Annotated in this window: 1 rRNA gene; it reads right to left on the bottom strand. The window is 52.7% G+C overall.

The window, feature by feature from the left end:
• A 23S ribosomal RNA gene (locus tag AC6EMZ_RS23205) occupies window positions 1-1,863 on the bottom strand; the annotation flags it as partial.

Raw genomic sequence — 1,863 nt, 5'->3', positions numbered from 1 at the left:
ACGGGTCTACGTTAGAACACCAGCCATTAAAGGGTGGTATTTCAAGGTTGGCTCCACAAGAACTGGCGTCCTCGCTTCAAAGCCTCCCACCTATCCTACACATCAAGGACCAGTGTTCAGTGTCAAGCTATAGTAAAGGTTCACGGGGTCTTTCCGTCTTGCCGCGGGTACACTGCATCTTCACAGCGATTTCAATTTCACTGAGTCTCGGGTGGAGACAGCCTGGCCATCATTACGCCATTCGTGCAGGTCGGAACTTACCCGACAAGGAATTTCGCTACCTTAGGACCGTTATAGTTACGGCCGCCGTTTACCGGGGCTTCGATCAAGAGCTTCGCGTTGCCGCTAACCCCATCAATTAACCTTCCGGCACCGGGCAGGCGTCACACCGTATACGTCCACTTTCGTGTTTGCACAGTGCTGTGTTTTTAATAAACAGTTGCAGCCAGCTGGTATCTTCGACTGATTTCAGCTCCGTGAGCAAGTCACTTCACCTACCATCAGCGTGCCTTCTCCCGAAGTTACGGCACCATTTTGCCTAGTTCCTTCACCCGAGTTCTCTCAAGCGCCTTGGTATTCTCTACCTGACCACCTGTGTCGGTTTGGGGTACGATTTGATGTTACCTGATGCTTAGAGGCTTTTCCTGGAAGTGCGGCATTTGTTACTTCAGCACCGTAGTGCCTCGTCATCACACCTCAGCGTTGAATAAGCGTCCGGATTTACCTAAACGCTCCGCCTACATGCTTAAACCGGGACAACCGTCGCCCGGCTAACATAGCCCTCTCCGTCCCCCCTTCGCAGTAACACCGAGTACAGGAATATTAACCTGTTTCCCATCGACTACGCCTTTCGGCCTCGCCTTAGGGGTCGACTCACCCTGCCCCGATTAACGTTGGACAGGAACCCTTGGTCTTCCGGCGAGCGGGTTTTTCACCCGCTTTATCGTTACTTATGTCAGCATTCGCACTTCTGATACCTCCAGCATCCCTCACAGGACACCTTCGACGGCTTACAGAACGCTCCCCTACCCAACAACGCCTAAGCGTCGCTGCCGCAGCTTCGGTGCACAGTTTAGCCCCGTTACATCTTCCGCGCAGGCCGACTCGACCAGTGAGCTATTACGCTTTCTTTAAATGATGGCTGCTTCTAAGCCAACATCCTGGCTGTCTGTGCCTTCCCACATCGTTTCCCACTTAACTGTGACTTTGGGACCTTAGCTGGCGGTCTGGGTTGTTTCCCTCTTCACGACGGACGTTAGCACCCGCCGTGTGTCTCCCGTGATAACATTCTTCGGTATTCGTAGTTTGCATCGGGTTGGTAAGCCGGGATGGCCCCCTAGCCGAAACAGTGCTCTACCCCCGAAGATGAGTTCACGAGGCGCTACCTAAATAGCTTTCGGGGAGAACCAGCTATCTCCCGGTTTGATTGGCCTTTCACCCCCAGCCACAAGTCATCCGCTAATTTTTCAACATTAGTCGGTTCGGTCCTCCAGTTAGTGTTACCCAACCTTCAACCTGCCCATGGCTAGATCACCGGGTTTCGGGTCTATACCCTGCAACTTAACGCCCAGTTAAGACTCGGTTTCCCTTCGGCTCCCCTATACGGTTAACCTTGCTACAGAATATAAGTCGCTGACCCATTATACAAAAGGTACGCAGTCACCCTGATAAATCAAGGCTCCCACTGCTTGTACGTACACGGTTTCAGGTTCTGTTTCACTCCCCTCGCCGGGGTTCTTTTCGCCTTTCCCTCACGGTACTGGTTCACTATCGGTCAGTCAGGAGTATTTAGCCTTGGAGGATGGTCCCCCCATATTCAGACAGGATACCACGTGTCCCGCCCTACTCTTCGAACTCACAATG

The sequence above is a fragment of the Enterobacter sp. SCRI0065 genome (assembly GCF_059766475.1).
The sequence above is the reverse complement of the archived record's forward strand: the minus strand, read 5'-3'. Positions and strand labels throughout refer to the sequence as shown.